This is a genomic window from Allorhizobium sp. nf9_anc (assembly GCF_056323085.1).
In genome coordinates, this window is record NZ_CM150481.1 from 890,240 (window position 1) to 914,892 (window position 24,653).

The following is a 24,653-nucleotide window of genomic DNA, read 5'->3' on the forward strand; positions in this document are numbered from 1 at the left end:
CGTCCTCCCGGCCGGACAGTGTGGAAAATATTGCGCTGCAAGGGAAGCCCTCAGCAGTGCGGCGAGGGCTCCTGATGTCGATTTATGCAGAGATTCTTTTCTTCTGCAGAAGCCGGTGAAATCAGAGCGCTTTTTCGGCTTCGAGCGTGGCGGTGATCCAGGCTTGGAATGCCTTGATCTTCGGCGCGTTGCGTCTGGAGTGGGAATAGACCAGCTGGATCGGCGCATTGGCCGGGCAGGCGAGCGGGAAGGGCCGGATCAAGCGGCCCGAGGCGAGCTCCTCCTTGAAGAAGAAGGGGCTGATGATGGCGACCCCATAGCCGGCGATTGCGGCATTGGCTTCCAGATCCTGCGCCTCGTAGCTGTGCAGCTTGGTGTCGATCAGGGTGGGATTGTGGATGCCGACGGCGGCAAACCATTGCGGCCACCAGGGGTCGCCGGGGCTGATGATCGGCAGCTTCAAGAGATCGGCCGGCTCATGCACGCCGCCGATGGTTTTCGCCAGTTTCGGGCTCAGCATCGGCGTGAAGTCGAGCCTTATCAGCGGATGGGCGATGGTGCCCGGCCAGGGCCCTTCACCCCAGGGGATCGCGACATCGGCGCTCTTGGTTGCCAGGTCTTCGAACTTGCTGACACGCAGCAGGCGCACCGCAATATCAGGATGGGCAAGCTGAAAGCTGCCGAGATGGCGTGCCAGCCAGTTCGAGGCGAAGGTCGGTACCGAGTGGATCTCGAGCGTCTCGACGGCACTCCGCTTTGCCTGCTGCACGGCATCGACCAGAAGATCGAAGCCTTCGGCGACTTTCGGATGCAGACGCTCACCCGTTTCCGTCAGCCCGATCTGGCGTGGGCGGCGCCAGAAGAGGGGCTCGCCGACATGCTCCTCCAGGAGCTTGATCTGATAGCTGACCGCCGTCTGGGTCATGCCCAGCTCCTCGCCGGCGCGCGTGAAACTGTTGAGGCGCCCGACCGCCTCGAAGACGCACAGGGCATTCAGCGGAAATTGTCGCGACAGTTTCATGGATCAGCCCTCTTTATCCATGAGAAGCGTAATTGAATTGGATTGGGCTCGCAACCACGGCCATAAAAGCCTCATCAAACCAGAACGATAACAGACGCGTGGAGGCAGAGATGATATCCGCGACAGAACGACTCACGCCTAAATCCGGGGGCATCCTGCAATGGCTCGGGGAGGCCTTCCAGTGGGGTAGAGGCCCTCGGCGGTTGCGCCTACAAGACCTGCCGGCGGACCTGCGCCGTGACATAGGTCTAGAAATGGAAGACGACGCCTTGCGTGGCCGGGAGCTTGCCGGCCAGCGGCTGCTTGATCTCACGCGGCCAGGGGTGATGTGAGGAAAAGGTTATCCAGACCAGAATCTTAGAGAAGAACCTTTTCAGGTTGATTCCGCGTCTTCGCATGCTGCTTCAGCTGAGCAATACGCCCAACAATTCTGCCGCGACCATCGCCGCAATCACCGCGGGGCGCTTGTCTTTGACCGTGCTGCCGCCAATCGGCAGGATTAGCCGGTCTATTGCGGCCCGGCCAATTCCCTCGCGGCCCAGGAACGAGCCGAAAGTCGCGCGCTTTGTCTTCGAGCCGATCATGCCGACATAGGCGAGGTCGGTTCGGGCGAGCGCTTCCTTTGCGATCAGGAAATCCAATGCATGGTCATGGGTGAGGATGACGGCTGCACCGCCGATCTTCAGCTTCGCGACCTCCGCTTCGGGCATGGCGACGCGGCGGAAGCTGATGCCGTCCGGTACGTCGCCATCGATTTCCGGGCGCGAGTCGATCAGTGTGACAGCGAGCGGGAGGGGGCTAAGCGCTTGAGCCAGCGCCAGCCCGACATGCCCGGCGCCGAAGAGCATGACTTCCGGGAAAGTGGCGCGTTCGTCCGCGAGGCGTTGCAAAAGCGCGTCCTGGACGGATTGATCGATCCTGCGGAGTGATAGACGTACCCGTCCGCCACAGCACTGGCCGATTTCCGGGCCGAGCGGCACATCGAGTTCGGATTGCACATTTTTGCCTGCCAGCAGTTTGCGGGCGCGGTCGATCGCCATGAACTCCAGAGATCCGCCACCGATCGTGCCCCAGAGTGCTGTTTCAGCCACCAGCATCAGCGTGCCGGCCTCGCGCGGGGTCGAGCCTTTGGCCTCGACGACTTCGACGAGGATGGCGTGAGGATGGGCGGCGAGGAAGGCGGGGAGGGTGGTGATGGTCATGGTGGGCTGATCCTAGCACTAGGCAGTGGGAACTGGACAGCAGGGCTTCGGGTTTAATCCACCAAGGTTTCACCGCGCCTGTAACATGTCTGCCGTGTTATGGTCCGGCATGGCAAGCTCAGGAGCGGGAATGACCAGAACCACAGGCTTGATCGTCTGGCTGCTCGTGGCGGCTTTCGCCGGGGCGCTTTTCCTCGTTAATCCGCTGGCGGATATCGCAGCCAAGTTTAGCCGTGACGTCACGCTCGGCAGCGGCGCGCTCTACACGACCTTGCGGGTTGCGAACTCGGTGATGAGTGTGGCGCGCGATGCCGATGTTACCGGCGGGGTGGGCGTCGCCTCGGTTACCGCCAGCCCCGGCCAATTGCTGCAGCCCGTGATCAATACAATCGAGCGCATGGTCGACCTGCTGTTCGGGCTTGCCATCGTGTCCGGCATCCTGTCGCTGATATTGGTGCCGGTGGCGAAGGTTGCCTCCATCGGGCTTGCGACCTGCGCGCTGTTTTGTGCCGGCATGACGCTGACCGCCCGGCGGGTGCCGCCGATGCTGGAGCGCCTGACGCGGTCGGTGATAGTGCTGGGTGTCCTCGGCGCCGTTCTTCTCCCGGCATCCTATACCATCGCCTTTTATGCTGGCGACGCGATCACGGATCGGGCCTGGACCCATGCGACCGAGGTTTTCGATCGAATGCAGGGCCAGCATGCGCTTGCCGGCGTCGATGAGGGTGCAACAACGGCAGGCGCCCTTTCCCCCACCGACCGGGTCCCGCCGGCAGAGGATGGCATGTTCGACCGTCTCGGCACGGCGTTCACCGGCACCTTGCAGGCCGCCTCCGATATGGCGGCCACGGCGGCCGCCAATGCGCAGATCATCCGGGACGGTGTCGCGATCTCGACGGATCTGTTCGCCGCCTCGATCGGCATTGCCACGGCCTATCTGGTCAAGCTGCTGGTGCTGCCGATCCTGATCCTGGCGGCCATGCTTTACCTGATGCGATCCGCACTGCGCTGAGCCTTTCAGGCTCGCTTCAGCCTCTCCACGGCCATCAGCACCCGCTCCGGCGTCGCCGGTGCGTCGAGCCTCGGGCAGAGGCGGTAATCGGCAACCGAAGCCACGGCCATGGACAGCGCCTCCAGTACCGAGATCGCCAGCATGAAGGGCGGTTCGCCGACGGCCTTGGAGCGGCCGATTGTGGGCTCGGCGTTCTCAGACCAGGGCACGAGCCGCGTGTTGAAGATCTTCGGGCGGTCGGAGGCGAGCGGGATCTTGTAGGTCGAGGGGGCGTGGGTGCGAAGCCTGCCCTTGCCGTCCCACCAGAGTTCTTCCGTCGTCAGCCAGCCCATGCCCTGGACGAAGCCGCCCTCGATCTGGCCGATGTCGATAACAGGGTTCAGCGACTTCCCGACATCATGCAGGATGTCGGTGCGCTCCATCAGATATTCGCCCGTCAGCGTATCGATCGAGACTTCCGTGCAGGCGGCGCCGTAAGCGTAGTAGTAGAAGGGCGTGCCGCGCCCGGCGGCCCGGTCCCAGTGGATCTTCGGTGTCTTGTAAAAGCCGGCAGCCGAGAGCTGGACGCGGGCGAAATAGGCCTGTTTTGCGAATTCGCCGAAGGTGAAGATCTGCTCGCCGACGCGCACGCGGTTCGGCAGGAAGGCCACCTCAGCGGGGGATACGCCGTACTTCTCGGATGCAAAGGCGATCAGCCGTTCCTTGATCTGGCGGGCGGCATCATAGGCTGCCATGCCGTTCAGGTCGGAGCCGGAGGAGGCGGCGGTGGCCGAGGTATTCGGCACCTTGGCCGTGGTCGTGGCCGTGATCTTGACCGTGTCGACATCGACCTGGAAACAGTCGGCGACGACCTGGGCGACCTTGGTGTAGAGGCCCTGACCCATTTCGGTGCCGCCATGGTTCAGATGGATCGAGCCGTCCTGGTAGATATGGACGAGCGCGCCCGCCTGGTTGAAGGCGGTCATGGTGAAGGAGATGCCGAACTTCACCGGTGTGAGGGCAATGCCCTTCTTGATGACCGGGCTCGTCTTGTTGAAGTCGATGATCGCCTGGCGGCGCGCCTGGTAGTCGCAGGAGGTTTCGAGCTCCTCGACGACCCGCAAGATGATGTTGTCCTCCACCTGCTGGTGGTAGGGGGTCACGTCGCGGCCGGAGCCTTTTTCGCCATAGAAATTGGCCTTGCGGACTTCGAGCGGGTCCTTGCCCAGCGCATAGGCGATCTCCTCGATCACCCGCTCGGCCCCCAGCATGCCCTGGGGTCCGCCGAAGCCGCGATAGGCGGTGTTGGAGACAGTATGGGTCTTCAAGGGTTGCGAGGTCAGCTTCACATGTGGATAGAAGTAGCTTGAGTCTGCATGGAAGAGGGCGCGGTCGGTGACCGGGCCGGAGAGGTCCGAGGAGTAGCCGCAGCGGGCGGCGAAGTTGGCGTCGATTGCATGGATCTTTCCGTCATCGTCGAAAGCGACGTCGAAATCCATCTTGAAGTCGTGGCGCTTGCCGGTGACACCCATGTCCTCGTCGCGGTCGGGGCGGAATTTGACGGCGCGATTGAGCTTCTTGGCGGCGAGCGCCGCAAGGGCTGCAAATTGGTTCCCTTGCGTTTCCTTGCCGCCAAAGCCGCCGCCCATGCGCCGCGTGTTGACGGTGATGGCGTTGGAGGGAATGTCGAGCACATGGCCGACAATGTGCTGGATTTCCGAGGGGTGCTGGGTGGACGACCACACGGTGACGTCGTCGTCCTCGCCCGGGATGGCGAGCGCGATGTGGCTTTCGAGATAGAAATGCTCCTGGCCGCCGATGCGCATCGAGCTCTGGATGCGGTGTGCCGCCTTGTCGAGTTCGCTCTCCGGCGTGCCGCGCTTCAGCGTCATGCCGGGCGTCACGAGCGGGCTGTCATTCTCCAGCGCGCCGTCGATGTCGGTCCAGAAGGGCAGGTCGCGGTACTCGACCTTGGCGAGGCGCGCCGCTTTCCGGGCCGCGTCGCGGGTTTCGGCGATGACGGCGAAGATGGTTTGGCCGTGGAATTCGATTTTGTCGGTCGCGATCAGCGGCTCGTCGTGGCGGCCGCCGGAGGAGACATCGTTGACGCCGGTGATGTCATCCGCTGTCAGCACGCAAACGACGCCCGGATAAGCCTTCACGGCCGAAAGATCGATCGACAGGATTTCCGCATGGGCGCGGTCCGCCATGCCGAGCGCGCCATGCAACAGGCCTGCGGGTTCTGGAATATCGTCAATATATTCGGCACTTCCGGCGACATGCTTGTGCGCTGAATCATGCCGGAGCGACTGGTGCATCGGCCCCTTGATGTATTTCGTCGTTTCGTAGGTCGCCTTATCCATGATCACGCCTCCTCCGCCGCAAAGCGCTTCAATTCCTGCGGCGAGCCCGAAACCTCCAGGAAGAACCGCGTCAGCAGGTTCTTCGCCGTCAGCTGGCGGTATTCCGCCGTGGCGCGCCAGTCGGTGAGCGGCTTGTAATCGAGGTCGAAGGCGTCTCGGGCGGCTTCCATGGTCGCCTGGGTGAAGGGTTTCCCGTAGAGCGCCGCCTCGACCGACCGCGCCCGCTTCGGGGTGCCTGCCATGCCGCCGAAGGCGATGCGAATGTGGGTGACCACGCCGCTTGCGTCCTGCTCCAGGTGGAAGGCGCCGCAGAGCGCCGAGATATCCTCGTCGCGGCGCTTGGTGATCTTGTAGACGGCCACGTGGCTGTCCGCCTTGGGGCGCGGCACAAACATGCTTTCGACGAATTCGCCCGGCTGGCGGTCCTGCTTGCCGTAGTCGATGAAATAGTCTTCGAGCGGCATGGTGCGGGTGCCGGAGGCCGAGCGTAGCGTCACGGTCGCCGAGAGCGCGATCAGCGCCGGCGGGCTATCGCCGATGGGTGATCCATTGGCGATGTTGCCGCCAATGGTGCCCATGTTGCGCACCTGCTGGCCGCCGATTCGTTCGATCAGGCGACCGAAGGCGGGGATTTCCTGGCGCAGCACCTCGAAGGCGCCGTTGTAGCTGACGCCGGCGCCCATGGTGATGCCTTCAGGCGTGACGATGATCTTCTGCAATTCTTCCAGGTGGTTGATGAAGACGACAGGGTCGAGCACACGCATCTGCTTGGTGACCCAGAGCCCGACATCAGTCGCACCAGCGACCACTGTTGCCTTGGGATGGGCGGCGAGTGTATCGGCCAGGCCTTCGACGCTGCCGGGCACGACGAGTCTGCGGCCGTCGGGGCCGGACAGCGCGATCGTCTCGCGGGTCGCAAGTTCTTCCAGCCGCGCGATGATGTTGGCGCGCTCGCGCTCCAGCGGGTCGAACAGCGCAGACGGCCTCACGTGGCCGACCTGTTCGGCGGCCTTCACGATCGGCTCGTAACCTGTGCAACGACAGAGATTGCCCTGAAGCGCGCGCTCGATCTCGGCACGGCTTGGGTTTTCCGAGGTTAGCCACAGGCCGTAGAGCGACATGACGAAGCCCGGCGTGCAGAAGCCACATTGCGAGCCATGACAGTCGACCATGGCCTGTTGCACCGGATGCAGCGTGCCGTCTTTGGCCGCGAGGTGTTCGACCGTGACCACATGGGTGGCGTTCAGCGAGCCGACAAAGCGGATGCAGGCATTGACCGTTTCATAACTCAGCTTGCCCCCGACGAGCTGCCCGACCAGCACCGTACAGGCACCGCAATCGCCTTCCGCGCAGCCTTCCTTCGAGCCCGTCAGCCGGCGCTTCAGGCGCAGGAAATCGAGCAGCGTCTCGGTCGGGTCGAGGCTGGAAAGGGCGACGTCTTCGCCGTTCAGGATGAAACGAATGCTGGTCATGAACTGCCTTTTTTGTGCTGAACCCGCGTTACTGCGCGGTCCAGCCGCCGTCGATCGAGATGGAGGTGCCAGTGATCTGCTTTGCGGCGTCACTGGCGAGGAAGATGGCTGTTGCCGCGACCTCTTCGATGGCAACAAACTCCTTCGTCGCCTGCAGGCGCAGCATCACGTCGGTCTTCACCTGCTCCTCGGAAATGCCGCGTGCCTTGGCCGTGTCGGGGATCTGCTTTTCCACGAGCGGGGTCAGCACATAGCCGGGGCAGATGGCGTTGATGGTAATGCCAAATTCCGCCAGCTCCAAGGCGACAGACTTGGTGAGGCCCATGATGCCGTGTTTGGCGGCGACATAGGCCGACTTATAGGGCGAGGCGACCAGCGCATGCGCCGATGCCACATTGATGATGCGGCCCTTTTTGCTTGCCTTCATGCCGGGAACAGTGGCGCGGATCGTGTGGAAGGAGCTCGTCAGGTTGATCGCGATGATCTGGTCCCATTTGTCGATCGGGAAATCCTCGACCGGGGAGACATGCTGAATGCCGGCATTGTTGACGAGCACGTCGACGCTGCCAAAGGTCTTCTCCGCGGTGGCGATCAGGTCTGCAATCTCTTCAGGCTTGGTCATGTCCGCGCCGTGATAGATCGCCCTGCCGCCATGGGCTTCGAGCGCCTTGCGGTTGGCTTCGATCTCGTCAGCCGGGCCGAAGCCGTTGATCACAAGGTTCGCGCCTTCAGCCGCAAACGCCTTGGCGATGCCGAGCCCGATCCCACTGGTCGATCCGGTGACGACGACGGTTCTTGTCATGCCATTCTCCCTTGTCTCAGTCCTGCTGCGACGCAATACATGAGCGGAGGTTATGCCCAAAGGTGGAGCACTGGCAATCGTGATTTTGGCGCAAGGGTGCTTCGCCAAGACGCATAAAATCAGAAGCAGCAGTGCCTCTGTTCGCCGCTCCGAAACACTGCGTCACCTCCGCGCGGTTTGCATGACGAGGCGCGAACCTCTATCTCTGACGCAACGTTACAGCGAGAGAAACCCATGGAACTCGGACTTTATACCTTTGCCGATGTCGATCCCAATGCCGCCAACAAGGGCGCGGATGCAAAGCGCCGCGTTGACGAGCTGCTGGCGGAAATCCGTCTGGCAGACGAGGTCGGCCTCGATGTCTTCGGTCTCGGCGAGCATCACCGCCCTGACTATATGGCATCCTCGCCGGCGACGATCCTGGCTGCCGCTGCCGTGCAGACCAAGAATATCCGGCTGACCAGCGCCGTCTCGGTGCTCTCCTCCGATGATCCGGTCCGCGTCTTTCAGCAATATGCAACGGTCGACCTGCTCTCCAGCGGCCGTGTCGAGCTGATGGTTGGCCGCGGCTCCTTCATCGAGAGCTTCCCGCTCTTCGGCTACGATCTCGAAGATTACGACCTGCTGTTTGCCGAGAAGCTGCAGTTGCTCATGGAGATCCGCGAGAACGAAGTGGTCACCTGGGAAGGCCAGACGCGCAAGCCTATCCAAGGGAGGGGCGTCTATCCCCGTCCGCTACAGGATCTGCTGCCGCTGTGGATCGCGATCGGTGGCACGCCGCAGTCGGCAGCACGCGCGGGCTATCTCGGTCTGCCTCTGGCGCTTGCGATCATCGGCGGCGAGCCGCATCGCTTTGCGCCCTTCTTCGATCTCTATCGCCAGAGTGCGGCCAAGGCCGGTGTTGATCCCGCGCTGCTGAAGACGAGCATCAACGTGCATGGCTTCATCCATGACACGACGCAATCGGCGGCTGACATCTTCTACGCGCCGCAGGCAGTGGTGATGGACCGGATCGGCCGCGAGCGCGGCTGGGGTCCGACCAACCGGGCGCAGTTCGATGCCTCGCGCGGTCCGCGCGGTGCGCTCTTCGTCGGCGATCCGGAAGCTGTGGCCGAAAAGATCGTCGCCATGCACGGCATCTTCAAGAATGATCGCTTCCTGATGCAGATGGCGATCGGGCCAATGCCGCATATCGAGATCATGCGCGGGATCGAGCTTTACGGCACGAAAGTAGCCCCCCTGGTGCGCCAGGCATTGACGGAGAAGGCGTCGGCTGCGTAAGCAGCGGCCTTGCCCCGAGGGCGTTCGCCCTCAAGACTGCGAGGACCCCTGATGATCGTTGAAACTGAAGAGGACCTCGTCCGTCTCAAGGATATCGGCCGCATCTGTGCGACCGCCGTCAAGGTCATGGCGGCGGCACTCGAACCGGGCATCACGACGCGCGAACTCGATCTGATCGGCCGAAAGCTGCTGGAGGACAACGGCGCACAGTCGGCACCTGAGCTCTGCTACCAGTTTCCGGGCGCCACCTGCATCTCCGTCAACGAGGAGATCGCCCATGGCATTCCCGGCGACCGGGTGATCAAGGCGGGCGACCTCGTCAATATCGACGTCTCGGCGGAAAAGCTCGGCTATTTCGGCGATACCGGCTCGTCCTTCATCGTGCCGCCAGGCACAGCGAAGCAGGAACGGTTGCTGCGCGACGGCAAACGCGCGCTGTGGGTCGGGCTGAACCAGGTGAAAACAGGGCGGCCGCTGGCCGATATCGGCAATTCGATCGGCGCCTTCGCCCGCAAGAACCGCTACACGCTGATCACCAATCTCGCGAGCCACGGCGTCGGCCGCTCGTTGCACGAGGAGCCGACCGAGCTTTCGACCTGGCCGGATCCGGATGAGACGCGGATCATGGAGGAGGGGCTTGTCTTTACCGTCGAGCCGTTTCTCTCGCTCGGCGGCCAATGGGCCGAGGATGGTGACAAGGACAACTGGACGCTCTACAGCGAGCCGCGCGCGCCAACCGTGCAGTTCGAGCACACGATCGTGGTGACGAAGAACGGGCCGCTGGTATTGACGCTCGCCGATTAAGCGTCTGTTCGATAATTCCCCTTGGCGGGCTGCAAATGGCGATTTCTGCGCTTCCGGTGCTCACGTACCGAATGTACGCTCCGCTCCGGTTCTCGAAATCACCATTTTCGCCACTCCCAGGGCAATTCTGGAACAGACTTCGCGGCGGTGAGACCGTTCGTTAGTCGGCCTTCGAAAAGGCGACGGCGACGCCCTTCTTCTTGAAATAGGACTGCATGATCTTGCGGCCCTGACGGTTCGACTGGGCGAGCTTGCCCGGCTCGAACACCGCTTCCTTCACGCCTTCCTTCGCCATTGCGGCCTTCAGGGCGGCAATGTGAAGGTCGATGTCCTCGTTGTCGTTGTTGATCGAGGTGTAGATGTTGTCGATGGCCTGCTGCAGGCTGAGGTCGCTCATGGGGCACTCCTGAAAAAGCTTTGCGACTTCCCTAGCGATTTTTGGGCAGGAGGCAAGGATAAGCTAGCTAGCGGCTTGCAGCTTGGCGAAGTTGGCCACATGCTGCTTCAAACAAGCGATATTCTTGAGGCTCGATCGATGAGAAGAGCAGTCATCCAGATTCGCAGCGACGCTGATGAGATCGCGGCCATCGGCGCCGTGGGCCAGCGTTTTGCCGACGCCTGGAACAGGGGTGCCAAGGGAGCTGACGTGCCCTTCATACTGACATTCAGCTCGGCCTCTCAGCTCTTTTCCGTCATTTCGCCGAAGCGCTGGGAGTTGATCGAAGGCCTTCAGGGGCTTGGGCCCTCCAGCATTCGCGGCCTCGCCCGGGCTCTCGGTCGTGACGTGAAGCGGGTGCATGAGGATGTGTCGACCTTGCTGGAATGGGGCCTCATCGAAAAGGACGAAACGGGAAGGGTTGCCGTTCCCTTCGACGAAATCGAGGCCGACTTCATTCTGAAGGGAGCGGCTGCGTGACGGTCGGGCTTTGGCTCGAAGTTCTGCGCTCTGCCTATTCTTACAAACCCTTAATTTTCGCGGGGGTAATTCTGCCACAATTTGGCGATGCCATTGCTGGACGGAACCTTCTGCCCTAGGTTCCGCCAGGTTCTACAGGACTTCTCCTTCACGAAGGTTTCCCCCCGTGTTTCATTCCTTCTTCCCGCGGCCTAAGCTCTTCTTCACCTCAGCCGCGCTCTGGACCCTCGTCTGCATCATCGTCTGGTATACCGTGGGGCCGCAGATCGGTGCTGCCCTCGGCATGCCGCCGCTGGCTGAAGGGCAGACGCCGCCAGTCGGGCTCGCCTTCTTCTTCACGCCCGACAATCTCTGGTTCTATCTGTATTTCACCATCTTCGTGCTTATCTTCGGCGTCGCCTGGCAGCTGATTGCCAAGGATCATCCCTGGACCAACTGGTCGATCTGGGGCTCGGCCTTCATCATCTTCATTGCCTATTTCAGCGTGCAGATATCGGTCGCCGTCAACAACTGGCGCGGTCCCTTTTGGGACATGTTCCAGAAGGCGTTGAGCGGTGACGGGAGCGTTACCGCTGGTCAGCTCTACGAGTTGCAGCTCCGCTTCCTCGAAATCGGCATGGTCGGAGTCACTCTCTCGGTGCTGACGGCCTTCTTCACCAACCACTACGTCTTCCGCTGGCGCAATGCGATGAACGACTTCTACTTGTCGAAGTGGGACAAGCTTCGCCATATCGAAGGTGCCTCGCAGCGTGTTCAGGAAGACACGATGCGCTTCGCCAATATCCTCGAAGGCCTTGGCGTTGCGTTGATCAACTCGGTCATGACGCTGGTCGTCTTCCTGCCGATCCTGTTCCATATGTCGGAAAATGTCAGCGAGTTGCCGATCATCGGCGCCGTGCCACATGCGCTGTTCTGGCTGGCGATCTTCTGGTCGGCCTTCGGCACCATCCTGTTGATGGTCGCCGGCATCAAGCTGCCGGGGCTGCAGTTCCGCAACCAGCGTGTCGAGGCCGCCTTCCGTAAGGAACTGGTCTATGGAGAGGACCATGCCGATCGTGCCGAGCCGGTGACGGTACGCGAGCTCTTCTCGAACGTGCGGCGTAACTATTTCCGCATGTACTGGCACTACACCTATTTCAACGTCGCCCGGTACACCTATGGCCAGCTCGACGCGATCTTCCTGACTTTCATCATGATCCCGACCATCGTTGCCGGCAAGATCACTCTGGGTCTCTGGCAGCAGATCGCCACCGCCTTCGGCCAGGTGACGGACAGCTTCCAGTATCTCGTCAGCTACTGGTCGACGATCATCGAGCTCTTGTCGATCCACAAGCGTCTTGCTGCTTTCGAGGCTGCCATCGACGGCGACCCGCTGCCGGCGATCGACCAGCGTTATCTGGAGCGTGAAGCTGCCGAAGGAGAGATTGCTGCCGACCGTCCGTACTGAGGACTGCCGCCTGCAAAAAAAGAATGAGGCCGCGCCGGGAAACCAGCGCGGCCTTTCTCATTGATATCTGCAGTTCTCGTCAGACGAGATCAGCGACCATCTGTCCCGGTAGGCCCAAGCTTACCGGCAAAGCCGCGTAGGCCTCCGGCTGGGTGAACAGCGACAGGCCGATGGCAACGGCGCCGATGGTCGCAGCGATCACGCAGGCGCAGGCGAGGAGGAAAAGGATCTTCATGGATTACCCCGATGTTTCGCGTGTTCATATCGGGTGTCGCGGGTCTCAAGTAAATGCGTCATGCGATCACATCGCGCCGGGCGTTCCGGCAGGCGCATCACCTCGGTCTTCCAGCATGTCGAGCGCTTCCGAATAGGTGACGCAGGCGACATCGGGGCGAGGGCAGACTTCCGCCACCAGCCGCTCCATTGCTGCCCAATAGGCGCTGCCGTTCATGGTGACGAAGTGCAAGCCGATCTGCAGAGGGATGCGGTCACCTTTGTACTGGGCCTCGAACGCAGACTTGAATGCCTTGTAGCTGCGCTCGGCGAATTCATCACCCTTCGACGGATGGTCGATACCGGCCGAATGGCGGATGAAGAGATTGTAGTCCATGGCGATGATCCGTCGCTCTCTCGGCCCTTCCGGGATCAGCGGCAGGCCGAAGCGGGCAAGCCCGCCTTTCCTGACCGGTAGCGCAGGGTCATGGGTTACCACGCTCGCATCGTAGCGGAAGCCATGCTCGCGCTCGGCCTGGAACAGGCTGTCGGGGGCGGAGAGATAAGGCGCGCGAAAGCCTGTGATGTCGTTCCTGACGAAGTTCGCCCAGTCCTTTGGCTCGCGATCGCTAAGGCCATTGTCCTTCCAGGCGTTCAGCAGAACCCGGTCGAAGGTCTGAAATTCCGTCAGCCACTCGGCCTTCGTCCAGTCCTTGCCGTCGAAGTGTCCGCAGGTGTGGCTGGCGATTTCGTGGCCTTCGCTTCTCGCATTCCAGATGTGGTCGAGCCGGGCCGTCACCTCGTTCACATCCGTCGCAAAACCGATGTTCGAGCGGCCGGCCTTGATGCCCGGCGCCTTGTAGTCGCTAGCGCGGGTGCGCGGGATCAGCGTGGTGCAGGAGAGGAAATAGGTGAAATGGGCATCTGCACGCTCGGCAATGGCGCGGCTTCGCGCCCAGAGCCTTACATCATGCGCTCCATCGAAGGAGATCATCAGGATCTGGCTCGGCTTTGTGCCGTCGGCGCCTTTTGCCGCAGGGGCGGGCTGTTGCGCGGTCGCAGTCGTCGCGCAAAGGGCGAGGGAAACGGCAATCAAAGAACGAAACATCAGCAAACACCTGGCAATCAATTCGGTGTGTTGCCTCCCATCCAAATGCGGCGAAGCTTTGAACAGGCTGGATATTCGAACGTCAGACCAGTAAGGCTTTGGGCAACTCGACCCGAAAGGTTCTCACTCATGACACTTCTCATTCTCGGCATTATCCTGTTTCTGGCCACCCATCTGATCCGCGTCGTCGCACCCGGTTTTCGGGTCTCGATGATCGGCCGCTTCGGCGAGACCGGCTGGCGGGTCATCAACTCGGTGATGAGCCTCGTGTCGCTGGTGGTCCTGATCTGGGGCTATGCCACGGCACCTGTCATCAATCTCTGGTTCCCGCCCATGGGCATGAACCATCTGACGACGACCTTGATGCTGTTTGCCATGATCTGTCTGGTCGCCGGCTTCCTGCCGGCCGGGCATATCGCCACCAAGACCAAGCATCCGATCGTGCTGTCGATCAAGATCTGGGCCGCCGCCCACCTTCTTGCCAATGGCGACCTTGCTTCGGTGCTGCTGTTCGTGGCGCTTCTGGCCTGGGGTGTGGTCCTGCGCATCAGCTACAAGCGCCGTATGCGGGCGGGCGAGCTTGTGCTCAAGCCCTTCGTATCGGCACGCTGGGATGCGATTGCCGTGGTCGGTGGCATCGTCGTTTGGGCCGTCATCACCATGTGGCTGCACAAACTGTTGATCGGGGTTGCACCGCTCGCCATGTGACGGCTTAAGCCTGTTGGCGGTTTTCCCCTTACAAGCGGGCAAAAATCGGCTAGAAGGCCGCTCACGCATGAGACTGCATCGAAAGGCCGGCATTGTCCGGGGATATGAATGGTTGATCAGAACGACAGCTTTATCCGCGAAGTGAACGAGGAGCTCCGCTCCGACCAGGTGCGCAACGCCTGGAAGCGCTATAGCCGCATCATCATAGGTGCTGCCGTGGTCATCGTCCTCGGCACGGCTGGCCATCGCCTCTGGACCCATTGGGACTCCACCCAGGCCTCGGATGCCGGCGACAAGTTCCTCGCGGCGCTGACGCTGGCCGATCAGGGCAAGCGCGATGAGGCGGAAGCCGCATTGCAGGCGCTCGAACAGGACGGCTACGGTGCCTATGGCATCCTCGCCCGGTTCCGTGCTGCCTCGGTTCTCGCCGAAAAGGGTGATCCGGCTGGTGCCGTTGCCTCGTTCAAGACGATCGGCGATGATGCCTCAATCCCGGAAGCCGTGCGCAACACTGCCAAGGTCCGCGCCGCATGGCTGCTGGTTGATACCGGCACCTATGAGGAGGTCTCGGCCATGGTCGAGGCCATGGCGACGCCAACCAATGCCATGCGCCATGCCGCCCGCGAAGCGCTCGGTCTCGCCGCCTACAAGGCCGGCGACATGACCCGCGCCCGCGAGTGGTTCGAGCAGATCGTCGAAGACGCGGAAGCACCGCGCAATGTTGCCAACCGCGCCCAGATGCTGCTCGACAACATCAAGGCCTCCGGCAAGGCTCCGTAACAACAAGGCCATCAAGGCCGGAAAGCTAGCGTTCCCATGAGTTTCACAGTCGCCATCGTCGGGCGCCCGAATGTCGGCAAGTCCACGCTTTTCAACCGTCTGGTCGGAAAGAAGCTGGCGCTCGTCGACGATACCCCGGGTGTTACCCGCGACCGTCGGCCGGGCGATGCCAAGCTCGTGGACCTGCGCTTCACCATCATCGATACGGCCGGTCTCGAAGAGGCAGGGCCGGAGACGTTGCAAGGCCGCATGCGCGCCCAGACAGAGATGGCGATCGACGAGGCGGATCTGACGCTCTTCGTCGTCGATGCGAAGTTCGGCCTGACGCCTGTCGATCAGACGCTGGCCGAAATGCTGCGCCGTCGTGGCCGGCCTGTGGTGCTGGTCGCCAACAAGTCGGAAGCACGTGGCTCGGATGCCGGTTTCTACGATGCCTATACGCTGGGTCTCGGCGAACCGGTGCCGATCTCGGCCGAACACGGCCAGGGCATGATCGATTTGCGGGACGCCATTGTCGAGGCCATCGGCGAGGAACGCGCCTTTCCCGAGGAAGAGGATGTTGCCGAGACGGATGTCCTTCTTCCCGAGGACGGTGACCTCGAAGGCGAGGAAGACGAGGCCGAACCGGAATATGATGAGACCAAGCCGCTGCGCGTGGCGATCGTCGGTCGCCCGAATGCCGGCAAGTCGACGCTCATCAACCGCTTCCTTGGCGAAGACCGTCTGCTGACCGGCCCTGAAGCCGGTATCACGCGCGATTCGATCTCGGTCGAGTGGGACTGGCGCGGCCGCACCATCAAGATGTTCGACACTGCCGGCATGCGCAAGAAGGCGCGCGTGCAGGAGAAGCTCGAAAAGCTCTCCGTCGCCGATGCGCTGCGCGCCATCCGCTTTGCCGAAACTGTCGTCATCGTCTTCGATGCAACGATCCCGTTCGAAAAGCAGGATCTGCAGATTGTCGACCTCTGCCTGCGCGAAGGCCGCGCCGCGGTGCTTGCCTTCAACAAGTGGGATCTGGTCGACGACCCGCAGGCCTTGCTGACAGAGTTGCGCGAGAAGACCGAACGGCTGCTGCCGCAGGCGCGCGGTATTCGTGCCGTGCCGATGTCGGGCCAGACGGGCTATGGGCTGGAAAAGCTCATGCAGAACATCATCGACACCGACAAGGTGTGGAACAAGCGCATCTCGACCGCCAAGCTCAATCGCTGGCTCGACGCCGTCACGACGCAGCATCCGCCACCGGCCGTGTCGGGCCGTCGCCTGAAGCTGAAATACATGACGCAGGTGAAGGCCCGCCCGCCGGCCTTCATGATTTCCTGCACGCGTCCCGATGCGCTGCCGGAAAGCTATGTGCGGTATCTGACCAATGGTCTGCGCGCCGATTTCGACATGCCGGGCGTGCCGATCCGCATCCATTTCAAGGCAGGCGAAAACCCGTTCGAGGGTCGCAAGAGACGCCGCTGATTTCAGCGGCTCATTCGGTGGCAGGACGTCCGTGGGCGTCCAGCTCTGCCGGGCGAGTTCCGAAACGCTGCCTGAGGCCCCGCTTGCGGCGCTGCTCCTTGGCTTCCACGACATTGTCGAAGAACTGCTCGGTCGCCGCTTCCCAGGAATAGGTTTCGGCAAGCCTTCGGGCTGACGCCGGCGATGCCTGCAGCGCTGCGATGCAGGCGATCTGCAGATCGTGGTCGAGCGCGCCTGCATTGGAGCCGGCCGGGATGATGTCGATCGGGCCGGTCACAGGATAGCCAGCCACAGGTACGCCGGAAGCGAGTGCTTCCAGGATCGTGTTGCCGAAGGTGTCCGTCTTTGACGGGAAGACGAAGACATCGGCTTCTGCATAGGCGCGGGCGAGATCTTCGCCATGCTTCACACCGGTGAACAGCACGTCCGGATAGCGCGCTTGCAGGTCGGCACGGGCCGGGCCATCGCCCACCACCACTTTCGAGCCGGGCAGATCAAGATCAAGGAAGGCCGGCAGGTTCTTTTCGACCGCCACACGGCCGACTGTCATGAAGATCGGGCGGGGCAAGCCGAAGGGTTTCTCCGACTTTTCGCGCGGATGGAAATGGGCGGTGTCGATGCCGCGGCTCCAGAGGCAGAGATTGTTGATGCCACGCGCTGAAAGCTCCCGGCGCAGGCTCTCCGTCGCCACCATGCAGGCGCCGCCGCGATTGTGGAACCAGCGGACAAAGGCATAGAGCCAGGAGAGCGGCAGGGGCAGGCGGGCGGCCACATATTCCGGGAACCGCGTGTGATAGGTTGTCGAGAAGGGACGCTTGTTGCGGATGCACCAGTGGCGCGCCATCAGGCCGAGCGGGCCTTCTGTCGCGATATGCACATAGTCCGGCTGCTGGGCTTCGATCATGCGGCCGATGCGGCCGGGCGAGGCCAGCGACAGCCGGATCTCCGGATAGGTCGGCATCGGAATGCTGCGGAAGGGCTCGGGCGTGATCATCGAGACCTCGACGCCCAGTTTCTTCAGCTCGCGGTTGGTGGTCTCGATGGATCGGACGACCCCGTTCACCTGCGGGTGCCAGGCATCTGTCACGATGGTCAGTTTCGGCATGGCGCGTCCGCCCTCATCCGAACGGCCGCCGGAGCGGCGATTCTGCTTCACAAGCTCTGCACGCCTTATCGGAGCGGAACATTACAGCTTGATGTCAGTCCGGGGACGGCCCCCGTTTGACATTGCCGGCACAAGTCGGTTGCCTAGGGGCTGACGCCCATCGAGATCGATTCCCGCCGAAGGACCCGCCCCATGACCAAAGCTCCCGCCAAGGCCGCCCACGCCAAAACTGCCGACTGGTGGCGGGGCGCTGTGATCTACCAGGTCTATCCGCGCTCCTTCCAGGATACGGATGGCGACGGCATCGGCGACATCAAGGGCATCATCCAGCGCCTGCCTTACATCGCAGCCCTCGGCGTGGATGCGATCTGGCTCTCGCCCTTCTTCACGTCGCCGCAGGCCGACATGGGCTATGACGTCTCGGACTATTGCGACGTCGACCCGATGTTCGGAACGCTTGCGGATTTCGACGCGATGATGAAAGAGGCCAAGCGTCTCGGCCTCAAGGTGATCATCGACCAGGTGATCTCGCACACCTCCGACCAGCATCCCTGGTTCAAGGAAAGCCGGGCGAGCCGCGACAATGCTAAGGCCGACTGGTTCGTCTGGGCCGCAGCCAAGCCCGATGGTACGGCGCCGAACAACTGGCTCTCCGTCTTCGGTGGCCCCGCCTGGGAATGGGACGGCGTGCGCAAGCAGTATTACATGCACAATTTCCTCGCCTCGCAGCCGGATCTCAACTTCCACAATCGCGAGGTCCAGGACGCCGTGCTCGATGCCGTGAAGTTCTGGCTCGACCGTGGCGTCGACGGCTTCCGTCTCGATACGGTCAACTACTATTTCCACGACAAGGAGCTGCGGGACAATCCACCCCATGCGCCTGACAGCGACGATGCCGGGCTCGATGCGCCCGACGTCAATCCTTACGGCATGCAGAGCCATCTCTTCGACAAGACACAGCCGGAGAATATCGAGTTTCTCAAACGCTTCCGGGCACTGCTTGACCAGTATCCGGATCGCACTACGGTCGGCGAAGTCGGGGACGGAGCCCGCTCGCTGAAGACAGTGGCTGCCTATACGTCCGGCGGCGACAAGCTGCATATGTGCTACACTTTCGACCTGCTCGGGCCGGACTTCACGCCGAGCCATATCCGCCACTGCGTCGAGAGTTTTCAGAAACAGGTGAAGGATGGCTGGGTCTGCTGGGCCTTTTCCAACCATGATGTGACGCGGCATGTCAGCCGCTTCGTGCAGCAGCCGCAGGAACGCGAAGCCGTTGCCCGGCTGGCGATCTCGGTGCTCTCGACCTTGCGCGGCTCGATCTGCCTCTATCAGGGCGAGGAACTTGGCCTGCCCGAAGCTGAGCTTTCCTTCGAGGATCTGCGCGACCCCTATGGCATTCGCTTCTGGCCAGCCTTCAAGGGTCGTGACGGGTGCCGAACACCAATGGTCTGGGACGCGGGTAAGGACCAGGCCGGTTTCTCGGCGGCAAAGCCCTGGCTGCCGGTGTCGGCTGAGCATCAGGCGCTGGCCGTGGATGCGCAAGAAGCCGATGCGGCTTCGGTGCTTGCCCACTACCGGGTGACACTTGCCTTCCGCAAGGCGCATCCGGCCCTTGCTGACGGCGACATGGAGTTCCTGGCGACCAATGAGGACGTGCTGGCCTTTACCCGTTCGAAGGGTGAGGAGCGGCTGCTCTTCGTCTTCAATCTCCGTCGCGGCCCGCAGGAGATTTCGGTTCCGGCAGGCCTGAAGGTCAAGGAAAGCATCGTGATGCCCGGCCTATCAGGGCGGCATATGGAGAGCGAAATCCATCTCGGGCCGCTCGACGGCTTCTGCGCGCGGCTGTGACCTGATGACGGCGCTGGCTGCGAGGACTGCAACGGCGGGCGATCTTGTCGCCTGGGCGGGGCTGCGCCACCAGCTCTGGCCCCATCTCTCCCTGGAAGAGCACCAGGCAGAGATCGTCGACGCGCTGTCGCAGTCGCAGAGGCTGATCGCCTTTCTGTGCGTGACACCTGATGGGACTGCGGTCGGGCTTGCGGAGGCGAGTATCCGCTCCGACTATGTCAATGGCTGCGAAACCTCGCCGGTCGCCTTTCTCGAAGGCATCGTGGTCGATCCCGCAACGCGGCGGCAGGGCGTTGCCGGCTTGCTGGTTAAAGCCGTCAGCGACTGGGCCCGGTCAAAAGGCTTGAGCGAGCTCGCTTCTGATGCGGATGTCGACAACACGGTGTCGCACGCCATGCATGCGGCACTGGGTTTCGAGGAGACGCAGCGGGTCGTTTACTTCCGTAGGACGCTCTGACGTCTCACATGCCGTCGTCGGGAATGTTCAGCACATGGCCGCAGGCTTTGCAGTGCACGGCATCCGCGTCGTGGCGCTGCAGCCCGCATTCAGGGCAGGGGAAGCTGACCTTATAGGGCCGGACGATCGCCTGGGCGAGGCGTACGAAGAGCGAGATGCCGATGATCATGGTGACGATCGAGGTCAGCTTGCCGGAGATGCCTGGCAGCGTGATGTCGCCGAACCCTGTCGTCGTGACCGTGGCGACGGTGAAATAGAGCGCATCGATGAAGCCGGTGCCGGCATCTTCGGCATAGAAGAAGAAGGTGTAGACGAAGCCCGTCACCAGGAAGAGGAAAACGAAGAGATTGATGAAGGCGGTGACGACATCCGTCTGCTCTTTCAGGCCGAGCCGGTTCAGCATCAGCTTGAAGACCGGCCGCTGCGCCACCGCCCAGATGCGCGCAACGCGCAGGAAGGCGAAGTTGAACAGAAGATGCGGGAAGAGCAGCGTGCCGAGCACGAAGAGGTCGACCCAGGTCATCGGTCGCGTCAGAAAACCGCGCGTGGTGCGCGATGCGCCCCACTGGGCCAGCATCTCGACCGCAATCCAGGCGGCGATGGCGTAATCTAGAATGAGGTAGCTCGGCCGGTCTCGGATATAGGGCCCGGCGAGGAAAAAGCCGATGATCGCGAGATCGATCACCATCAGCGCGAACTGGAAGCGGATGGCAGCGGTGTCGCGGCCATAATAGAGCCGCGCCAGATGCTGGCGGAGGGTTTTGGATGGAGTGCTTTCAGTCTGGGATGCCATAGAGCCTCGTCAGTCGTGGTGGCGGCATTGCGGGATGACCAGTGTCTGGTCTTCGTCCTTGCCGACAACGGCGTAGACGATCCGGTGTTCCTGAATGATGCGGCGGGACCACATGCCCTTTATCGTGGCTTTCAATGGCTCCGGCTTGCCGATGCCCTCTGCCAATCCTCACCCGATCAGGCAGAACTTGTCGACATCGACCATGCCCTTGTCGGAAATCTTCAAGTGGGGGATGACCGGCAGCGGCAGGAAGGCGACTTGCAGGAAGGGTTCTTCCAGAGTCGTTCCAAGGGCATAGGCCGCCTTTCTCAAGTGATGCAGTGTGTCGCGCACGCTTTCATAGGGTTCAAGGCTCATCAGGCCGGCGACGGGCAGCGGGATCTCGCCGGTGACTTTGCCATCCTCGACCACGACGAAGCCGCCCTTGATCTCGCCCAGCCGGTTGGCCGCAGCCGCCATGTCCTCTTCGGAGACGCCGACGACGCAGATGTTGTGGCTGTCATGGCCGACGGTAGAGGCGATCGCACCCTTCTTGAGGCCGAAACCCTGAACGAAGCCGTTGGCATGGTTGCCGTTCTTGCCGTGCCGCTCGATGACCGCGACCTTGATGATATCGTTTTCGAGATCGACGGCGGTCTGGTTGCCGGAGGTCGGCAGGCGGTAGCGGCGGTGTTCGGTAATGATTTTGCCGGGCATGACGCCGATCACGGGCGTTTCGCCTTCGGCAACCGGCACCCCGAAATCGGCAGCCTTCACCAGCCTTGCCTTGACGCTGTCGAGGCCGACGGGGGCGACCGGCTTGCGGGTAGCGAAGAGGTCGTCAGTCACGCGGCGGCCGGCGGCGAAGACCATCTCGGCCTTGCAGTTTTCAAGGCTGTCGACGACGACGAGATCCGCCCGCCAGCCCGGAGCCACGAGGCCGCGGTCCCTCAGCCCGAAGGCGCGGGCGGCCGATACCGAAGCGGCGCGGTAGACGGCGAGAGGCTCGACGCCGTTGCGGATCGCCTCGCGGATCAGGTAGTCGAGATGGCCTTGTTCGGCGATGTCGAGCGGGTTGCGGTCGTCGGTGCAGAGCGCGAGGAACGGCGAGAGCCGCTCGGTCAGGATCGGCATCAGCGCGTGCAGGTCCTTCGACACCGAGCCTTCGCGCACCAGGATATGCATGCCCTTGCGGATCTTCTCCATGGCTTCCGCCGCCGTTGTGCATTCATGGTCGGTGCGGATGCGGGCGGAGAGATAGCCGTTCAGATCCCGGCCCGACAGAAGCGGCGAATGGCCGTCGATATGGCCGTCCTGGAAGGCCTCGAGCTTGGCCATACAGATCGGATCCTTGTAGATCACGCCCGGAAAATTCATGAATTCGGCAAGGCCGATGACCTTGGGATGGTTGCGGAAGGGCAGCAACCGCTCGATCGGCAGATCCGCACCGGAGGTTTCCAGATGCGTCGCCGGCACGCAGGAGGAGAGCTGGACGCGGATGTCCATGATCGTCTGTTCGGCCGAGTCGAGGAAGAACTGGATGCCTTCCGTGCCGAGCACATTGGCGATCTCGTGCGGATCGCAGATCACGGTCGTTACGCCATAAGGCAGCACACAGCGGTCAAACTCATGCGGCGTGACCAGCGAACTCTCGATATGCAGATGGGTGTCGATGAAGCCGGGCACGACGATCTTGCCGCTGATGTCGATGACCTCGCGGCCCTCGTAATTCTCCACGGTGCCGATGATCGTTTCGCCACAGATCGCGATGTCGGAAGCGACCAGCTCGCCCGTGACCAGATCGAAGAAGCGCCCACCTTTCAGCACGATATCCGCCGGCTCGCGGCCGGTCCCCTGATCGATGCGGCGTTCGAGGTCGGTCATGCGGCGTCTCCGATTCTGTGTGCAGTGCAGTAGTCTACCGCCTTGCAGCTTAAGGGGAAATGGGCTGCTCAGCCTGTAATCGCGACCTCAAACCCGAAGCGCATTGCCTCTCCCGCTGCCAGCGCCACCGTATAGGGCCGCTCGACGAGCTCTGCCGTTCCGCCGGCGTGTGCGGCCATGCCGTGCCAGGGCTCGACGCAGAGGAATGGCGCGCCGGGCTTCTGCCAGAGCGCGATATTGGGCAGGTTCTCGAAGGTGAAATGGAGCCAGGGGCCTCCGTCTGCGCCGAAAGTGAGGGCGTTGCCGGCGCCTTCCGGGAAGATCAGCGCGTCGTTGTCGAACAGGCTCTGGGCGAGCTCCAGCCGTCCTGCCTTGAAGGGTGAGGTGGGCAGCGTCTCGCCGATCAGGCCGCCTTCGAGCTGGATGACGCCGGGTTCGGCGCCGTTGTCGAGGGCGACGTGGTGTGCCTTGCCTTCCGCACCGGGCAGCGGCCAGAGGAAGGCCGGGTGGAAGCCAATGCCGAAGGGCAGCAGGTTGTCGCCGGTGTTTTCCACCGTGGCCGTGACGGAAAGGGTGTGGCCCTCGAGGCGATGCTCCAGCGTCAGGCGGAAGTCGAAGGGATAGACCGCGCGGGTCTCGTCGCTGGAAACCAGTTCGTGGCGGCAGGAGGCTGCCGTCTGCTCGACGATTGCGAATTCACGGCGGCGCGCAATGCCGTGCTGGGCCATGGGATAGGTCTTGCCGCTGACCGCCAATATGTCCCCCGGCGCCTTGCCGACGATCGGAAAGAGGATCGGCGAGCGACCCGTCCACCAGGTTGCATCGCCATTCCACAGCCAGTCGCGGCCATCCGCCGTCTTCAGCGACTGCATCTCCGCGCCGAGCGTCGAGACTTCGACGGCGAGCTCCGAATTTGCAATGCGAATCGTCTGGGTCATGGGTCATCCTCGTCTGGTTTGCGGCAGTCTAGAGTGATTGCCGGCAAAGTGCGACGCGGATGTGTCGGCGCGCAGACCTACTGCGCATCCTGATTGCTGCGTCAGATGATCAGGGTGCGGTCGCCGAAGGGTGTGTCCTCGTCGAAATTCTGGGTGCCGATGCGCTCGCTTTCGCCCGAGAAGCGCAGCTCCTCGGCGTCGCCGTCGGGCGCATCTTCGGTCTCGGTTCCCTCACGGGATGCCAGCGCGTGTGCGTTGCCGTCATCTTCAGGGGGCGATCCATGCTCGCGCCGCTCCTCCGCGGCATGCTCACGTCGCTCCTCGATGTCGTGGTTGATCTGCGACTGGCGCGCAGCGACCCAGGCATTGTCGGCGTCCGAGCCTATGTTCAGGGTGTGACTGACGTCTGTCGGGGAGGTGGCGTCACTGCGGGAAATGCGGCTGATCCGTTCGACCATGAATGTCTCCTGACGAGACCGGTCCGGGGTCCGGTGTCGACGACCTGATGTCATCGACACGGCACCGGCGGACTGTTGCACTTCATCGACCTCACCGGGTGGGCATCATGCCCAGCGGTTGCAGTCGTGCGACTGTCACAGCTTACATGGGGTGTTTTCCCCTGGGTTCAAGCGATTGTCGCCGTGGCGGCCCGACGGAGGGGCAATGCTCACTCCTTCGGCTTCGCTACCACCGGTTCCACAGGCAGCCCTTGATCCCGCCAGGCGGTAAAGCCGCCTTCGAGATGGCAGACATTTTCGAGCCCCATCTCCAGGGCGGTCTTGGTGGCGAGCGCCGATCGCCAGCCGCTGGCGCAGTAGAAGAGGAAGAGCTTGTCTTCGGCGAAAACAGACTTGTGATAGGGGCTTTCCGGATCGATCCAGAATTCGAGCATGCCGCGCGGGCAGGAAAAGGTCCCTGCTATCGTGCCTTCCCGCTCTCGCTCGCGTGGGTCGCGCAGATCGACGAAGACGACATTGTCGCGGCCGTGCAGGCGGGCGGCCTCGGCCACATCCACCGCCTCGACCATCGCCTCGGCTTCCGCCAGCAAGTCCTTGTAACCCTTCTTCATCATCG

General features: G+C 62.5%; 25 protein-coding genes. 10 read left to right on the forward strand and 15 right to left on the reverse strand.

What is annotated here, in order from left to right:
* Positions 1–121: 121 nt before the first annotated feature.
* Positions 122–1,021 carry a LysR substrate-binding domain-containing protein gene (locus AC02Y0_RS04065; RefSeq protein ID WP_476382608.1) on the reverse strand — a complete coding sequence of 300 codons (900 nt, stop codon included), beginning with the start codon at positions 1,019–1,021 and terminating at the stop codon, positions 122–124.
* 404 nt (positions 1,022–1,425) lie between these two features.
* Positions 1,426–2,217, reverse strand: a complete 792-nt coding sequence (gene xdhC / locus AC02Y0_RS04070; protein ID WP_476383957.1) for a xanthine dehydrogenase accessory protein XdhC — start codon at positions 2,215–2,217, stop codon at positions 1,426–1,428.
* Between the two features lie 136 nt (positions 2,218–2,353).
* On the opposite strand from xdhC, the gene AC02Y0_RS04075 reads away from it, so the two are divergent.
* Positions 2,354–3,235: a hypothetical protein gene (locus AC02Y0_RS04075; RefSeq protein WP_476382610.1), complete on the forward strand. Its 882-nt coding sequence runs from the start codon at positions 2,354–2,356 to the stop codon at positions 3,233–3,235.
* Between the two features lie 5 nt (positions 3,236–3,240).
* On the opposite strand, the gene xdhB is transcribed toward AC02Y0_RS04075, so the two are convergent.
* The 3 genes from xdhB to AC02Y0_RS04090 are packed head-to-tail and all read right to left on the reverse strand — an operon-like array spanning position 3,241 to position 7,851.
* Positions 3,241–5,577 (reverse strand): xanthine dehydrogenase molybdopterin binding subunit, encoded by a 2,337-nt coding sequence (xdhB, locus tag AC02Y0_RS04080; RefSeq protein WP_476382612.1) that lies wholly within the window; start codon positions 5,575–5,577, stop codon positions 3,241–3,243.
* Between the two features lie 2 nt (positions 5,578–5,579).
* On the reverse strand, positions 5,580–7,049 hold the full coding sequence (xdhA, locus tag AC02Y0_RS04085; protein ID WP_476382614.1) for a xanthine dehydrogenase small subunit: 1,470 nt from the start codon (positions 7,047–7,049) through the stop codon (positions 5,580–5,582).
* Between the two features lie 28 nt (positions 7,050–7,077).
* Complete coding sequence (locus AC02Y0_RS04090) at positions 7,078–7,851, reverse strand: 3-hydroxybutyrate dehydrogenase (protein ID WP_476382615.1); 774 nt, start codon at positions 7,849–7,851, stop codon at positions 7,078–7,080.
* A 234-nt stretch (positions 7,852–8,085) separates the two neighbouring features.
* Here AC02Y0_RS04090 and AC02Y0_RS04095 point away from each other — a divergent pair, with 234 nt between their 5' ends.
* Both AC02Y0_RS04095 and map read left to right on the forward strand, forming a co-directional pair.
* Complete coding sequence (locus AC02Y0_RS04095; protein ID WP_476382617.1) at positions 8,086–9,132, forward strand: LLM class flavin-dependent oxidoreductase; 1,047 nt, start codon at positions 8,086–8,088, stop codon at positions 9,130–9,132.
* 51 nt (positions 9,133–9,183) lie between these two features.
* Complete coding sequence (map, locus tag AC02Y0_RS04100; RefSeq protein WP_444556503.1) at positions 9,184–9,936, forward strand: type I methionyl aminopeptidase; 753 nt, start codon at positions 9,184–9,186, stop codon at positions 9,934–9,936.
* Between the two features lie 160 nt (positions 9,937–10,096).
* Here map and AC02Y0_RS04105 read toward each other — a convergent pair whose 3' ends face one another.
* Entirely contained in the window at positions 10,097–10,333 is a 237-nt protein-coding gene (locus AC02Y0_RS04105) for a hypothetical protein (RefSeq protein WP_476382618.1), read from the reverse strand.
* Between the two features lie 138 nt (positions 10,334–10,471).
* Here AC02Y0_RS04105 and AC02Y0_RS04110 point away from each other — a divergent pair, with 138 nt between their 5' ends.
* Both AC02Y0_RS04110 and sbmA read left to right on the forward strand, forming a co-directional pair.
* Entirely contained in the window at positions 10,472–10,852 is a 381-nt protein-coding gene (locus AC02Y0_RS04110) for an HVO_A0114 family putative DNA-binding protein (protein WP_476382620.1), read from the forward strand.
* A gap of 166 nt (positions 10,853–11,018) precedes the next feature.
* Positions 11,019–12,299: a peptide antibiotic transporter SbmA gene (gene sbmA / locus AC02Y0_RS04115; RefSeq protein WP_476382621.1), complete on the forward strand. Its 1,281-nt coding sequence runs from the start codon at positions 11,019–11,021 to the stop codon at positions 12,297–12,299.
* A 79-nt stretch (positions 12,300–12,378) separates the two neighbouring features.
* Here the strand turns inward: sbmA and AC02Y0_RS04120 are convergent, their stop codons facing one another.
* Together AC02Y0_RS04120 and AC02Y0_RS04125 are read right to left on the reverse strand one after the other, a co-directional pair.
* On the reverse strand, positions 12,379–12,534 hold the full coding sequence (locus AC02Y0_RS04120; RefSeq protein WP_476382623.1) for a hypothetical protein: 156 nt from the start codon (positions 12,532–12,534) through the stop codon (positions 12,379–12,381).
* Between the two features lie 66 nt (positions 12,535–12,600).
* Positions 12,601–13,620 (reverse strand): polysaccharide deacetylase family protein, encoded by a 1,020-nt coding sequence (locus tag AC02Y0_RS04125; RefSeq protein ID WP_476382624.1) that lies wholly within the window; start codon positions 13,618–13,620, stop codon positions 12,601–12,603.
* Between the two features lie 129 nt (positions 13,621–13,749).
* On the opposite strand from AC02Y0_RS04125, the gene AC02Y0_RS04130 reads away from it, so the two are divergent.
* The 3 genes from AC02Y0_RS04130 to der all read left to right on the forward strand — a co-directional run bounded on the left by AC02Y0_RS04130 (position 13,750) and on the right by der (position 16,572).
* A complete protein-coding gene (locus tag AC02Y0_RS04130) occupies positions 13,750–14,328 on the forward strand; it encodes an NnrU family protein (RefSeq protein ID WP_476382625.1) in 579 nt (192 codons plus the stop codon).
* Between the two features lie 108 nt (positions 14,329–14,436).
* The gene (locus tag AC02Y0_RS04135; RefSeq protein WP_476382627.1) at positions 14,437–15,108 is read left to right on the forward strand and encodes a tetratricopeptide repeat protein; all 672 of its coding nucleotides are present in this window, start codon (positions 14,437–14,439) and stop codon (positions 15,106–15,108) included.
* Positions 15,109–15,144: 36 nt separating this feature from the next.
* Complete coding sequence (gene der, locus AC02Y0_RS04140) at positions 15,145–16,572, forward strand: ribosome biogenesis GTPase Der (RefSeq protein WP_307373969.1); 1,428 nt, start codon at positions 15,145–15,147, stop codon at positions 16,570–16,572.
* A gap of 10 nt (positions 16,573–16,582) precedes the next feature.
* Here the strand turns inward: der and AC02Y0_RS04145 are convergent, their stop codons facing one another.
* Positions 16,583–17,677: a glycosyltransferase family 4 protein gene (locus tag AC02Y0_RS04145; RefSeq protein ID WP_476383958.1), complete on the reverse strand. Its 1,095-nt coding sequence runs from the start codon at positions 17,675–17,677 to the stop codon at positions 16,583–16,585.
* 192 nt (positions 17,678–17,869) lie between these two features.
* On the opposite strand from AC02Y0_RS04145, the gene bglA reads away from it, so the two are divergent.
* Both bglA and aac(6') read left to right on the forward strand, forming a co-directional pair.
* The gene (gene bglA / locus AC02Y0_RS04150) at positions 17,870–19,528 is read left to right on the forward strand and encodes a beta-galactosidase BglA (RefSeq protein WP_476382629.1); all 1,659 of its coding nucleotides are present in this window, start codon (positions 17,870–17,872) and stop codon (positions 19,526–19,528) included.
* Between the two features lie 4 nt (positions 19,529–19,532).
* The gene (gene aac(6') / locus AC02Y0_RS04155) at positions 19,533–19,985 is read left to right on the forward strand and encodes an aminoglycoside 6'-N-acetyltransferase (RefSeq protein WP_476382631.1); all 453 of its coding nucleotides are present in this window, start codon (positions 19,533–19,535) and stop codon (positions 19,983–19,985) included.
* A gap of 4 nt (positions 19,986–19,989) precedes the next feature.
* On the opposite strand, the gene AC02Y0_RS04160 is transcribed toward aac(6'), so the two are convergent.
* From AC02Y0_RS04160 to AC02Y0_RS04185, 6 genes are all read right to left on the reverse strand, one after another.
* Positions 19,990–20,778: a potassium channel family protein gene (locus tag AC02Y0_RS04160; protein WP_476382633.1), complete on the reverse strand. Its 789-nt coding sequence runs from the start codon at positions 20,776–20,778 to the stop codon at positions 19,990–19,992.
* Positions 20,779–20,787: 9 nt separating this feature from the next.
* Positions 20,788–20,943: a Txe/YoeB family addiction module toxin gene (locus AC02Y0_RS04165; protein ID WP_476382635.1), complete on the reverse strand. Its 156-nt coding sequence runs from the start codon at positions 20,941–20,943 to the stop codon at positions 20,788–20,790.
* Between the two features lie 3 nt (positions 20,944–20,946).
* The gene (ade, locus tag AC02Y0_RS04170; protein ID WP_476382637.1) at positions 20,947–22,641 is read right to left on the reverse strand and encodes an adenine deaminase; all 1,695 of its coding nucleotides are present in this window, start codon (positions 22,639–22,641) and stop codon (positions 20,947–20,949) included.
* A 68-nt stretch (positions 22,642–22,709) separates the two neighbouring features.
* Positions 22,710–23,579, reverse strand: coding sequence for an aldose 1-epimerase family protein (locus AC02Y0_RS04175; RefSeq protein ID WP_476382639.1), 870 nt, complete (start codon positions 23,577–23,579; stop codon positions 22,710–22,712).
* A 101-nt stretch (positions 23,580–23,680) separates the two neighbouring features.
* Positions 23,681–24,037, reverse strand: a complete 357-nt coding sequence (locus tag AC02Y0_RS04180) for a hypothetical protein (RefSeq protein WP_476382641.1) — start codon at positions 24,035–24,037, stop codon at positions 23,681–23,683.
* Between the two features lie 209 nt (positions 24,038–24,246).
* A complete protein-coding gene (locus AC02Y0_RS04185) occupies positions 24,247–24,648 on the reverse strand; it encodes a rhodanese-like domain-containing protein (protein WP_476382643.1) in 402 nt (133 codons plus the stop codon).
* Positions 24,649–24,653 lie beyond the last annotated feature (5 nt).